We start from the raw sequence: 2,859 nt of genomic DNA, 5'->3' as shown, positions 1-2,859 counted from the left end.
TTGTACTGACTGATTACATTTACCGGTTCCATACAAGCCGCTCTCATATCTTTCATGTGTACGTATTCCATATCACGGTCAACTTTTAATTCTATACGCACTTTTATTTTATCACCTACTTTTAATAAGGCGCCATCTTGCAGGGCAACCAATGTTGGGCCTTTATCGGTATTGCGTTCCATAAATAATTGCTTCTTTAATTTTAAAGGTGTTGCTGCGGAAGTTATTTTATCAAGATCTTGAAAGTATTGCCAGTAAACAGAACCCCAGCCCCCCTGCCCCCCCGAAGGGGGGATTGCAGAACCTGATGATTTTGCGGATACTGTAATATTCCCCATAGCCGGATTTACTTTAGCTCCTTCAATCTGTTTTTTGAAATACCCTGTACCTGCTTCTGTTTTTGAATCAGTACTTTTAAATGAGACTTTGCCCAGTGTTATCTCAATATGAGGTTCACTTTCTAAAATTGAAGACTGCAGAGTTCCCCCTTCGAGGGTTAGGGGGCTTATTAATAACGCATAACATGCTTCAGCAGTAGCTTTGGTGGTTTTCCAGTTTTGGGTTTGCTTTTGTTTTAGCAACCAGGTTTTTAAATCGTCAACGGTAGTGTTGTTCTTTTCAATATCACTGAATGCTTCAATCATCATCGCCTGGCTTTCTATTGGTGCCTGCTGCCAGTAATAGCCGCCGTTAGTCCACTCTTTCCAGTACATGCCCATCTCTTCTTTAACAATGGCATTTTCTTTTAATGATTTAAGAATGGCTTTTGGTGTCACTTCGTCTTTAGTGCGGTGCAATACCAACGCAATCATGGCCTGCATATATTTACTGTTGCTGAGCCAGTATTTTTTTGCCTGTCCGTTATAATAATTGTAAGCGGTTTGTGATGCAGTTGCAATTTTATACTCCCCAAAAAAACTACGCATGTACAAATACTGAATTTGAATATCGCTTAAATTATCATTGCTTAATTTAGATTTTGAGCGGATCAAATTATCGTAATCTTCTTTTATTTTTTTATCCAGATAAACAATGGCTTTATCTGCAACCGGTTTTATTTTTTGATAACTGTCACCGGTTAATGAATTTAATTTTCTCAAATGGCCAATGCCGGTGATGATGTATTGTGTAATGTAACGGTCATCTGGACCGCCTTTAAACCAAACAAAACCACCGTTGCTGCTTTGCATATCCTTTAGCTTGTTAAACTGCTTATCCATTTCGCTGCTCATCTTCACCATATCAAACAACAATGCAATATTTTTCTTTTGTTGATTTTCATTCAGTGCATCCATTACCCACGGCGTTTCCTGCAACAGGGCTGATTTTAATTCTTCATTTTTTTGCAGGTTGGAAAGTAATGCAGCGGTATCAACAGTCTTCCATTTTTCAAATACCGTTTTAATTTTTGGCATGCTGTTACTGATATAAGTTGCCAAAACGTTTGCATAATAACGGTTAAAAGTTTGCTCGGCACATTCGTAAGGATATTCCATTAAATAAGGTAATGCCTGCACGGCATACCATGCAGGGTTGCTGGTGTATTCAACTGTTAGTGCATGATGAGACAGGGTTGTACTGCTGCCACTGTTTAATAATTTATCAAACTGAAAAGTTTTTGTGGTTTGATTACGCAAATTTATCGGCAATGATTCTGTAACCAGCATGCGATTGGTTAAAACAGGCAGCGCCATTTTTTCACCATCACTTGCGTTGGAAGTTTTTGCAATGATGCGGTACGTCATTGCGCTGTTAAAATTAAACGGCACTTCCATCGGAAATTTTACTGCAAAACTTTGCCCTGCTGCAACGGTAAAATATTGCGTGGGAAAAACATTTTTAAACCAGCCATCTACCGGTTTGTTGGTGGCGGCATCCAATAATTCTAATTGTGCGGTGCCGGTTACTTCTGCTTCGCCAAGGTTTACAATTTTTGCACTGAACTCCATGGCATCGCCTTCACGTAAAAAGCGTGGTGCATTGGGTTGTACCATTAATGGTTTTTGTGTTACCAAAGTTTTTTCGCTGTAGCCGCTTGCTAAATCTTTGGTATGTGCCATTGTCATCAGTTTCCATTTGGTTAATGCTTCAGGAATGGTAAATTCAAAACTGGTATTGCCCTCGGCATCTGTTCTTAAATCAGGAAAGAAGAAAGCAGTTTCGTTAAAGTTTTTGCGGATTTGGATGGCATCGTTGTTATTAGCAGATTTATCTTCTTCATTTTTTTTAAGACGCTCCCCATTCACAAACATTTCACCTTGATCACTTTCTTTCCATTTTTTAGTTGACATACTAAATGTAAGACCTGATTGAACTCCTGACGAATCAGACATTTGAACTGCAACACCACGTGACATAGCGGGTGCTGCAAACCTTACACTGGCATTCATATCATGAGAAAAATAGCCTTCAGTTAAATTGCCATTTGGCTCAATAAAAGCCAAATAATCGTAACTTTTATTGTAAACTCCTCGATATTTTTCTTCTGCTTCATTATACTCTTCACTCTCCACTTTTTCAAATCCATTCTCTTGCCAGCCAATCGTATTGTATAAAGATGGCCAGATATTTATCCTGTTCCAGCTATGCGGTTTAAACTGGTCTAACGATGCATCGTACATGCCGGCCAACATTTCTGCGGCAACTTTTTCTCCTTTGTTGCCGGTAATTTTTACCGTCCATTTTTCGTTGGCGCCGGGTAATAATTTATCTCTGAATGTGGAGTAAGTAATATTTAATTCTTTATTGCTCCAGGGAATATCAAAACTTTCGCCACCTTTGTAAATGCGGTTGTGTTGTACAAATGCATAACTCATGGCCATACCCCCACGGTCTTGTTCTCCCGCTGATTCCGCAAAT

General features: G+C 39.1%; 1 protein-coding gene. It reads right to left on the bottom strand.

Annotated elements, in window-relative coordinates; genetic code table 11:
- Positions 1–2,859 (bottom strand): alpha-2-macroglobulin family protein (locus ACY651_RS14385; RefSeq protein WP_462253944.1); only part of this gene is annotated, 2,859 nt, incomplete at both ends.

It is taken from the genome of Ferruginibacter sp., assembly GCF_031391665.1.
Lineage (GTDB): Bacteria > Bacteroidota > Bacteroidia > Chitinophagales > Chitinophagaceae > Ferruginibacter.
This window is presented reverse-complemented; position numbering and strand designations above follow the sequence as displayed.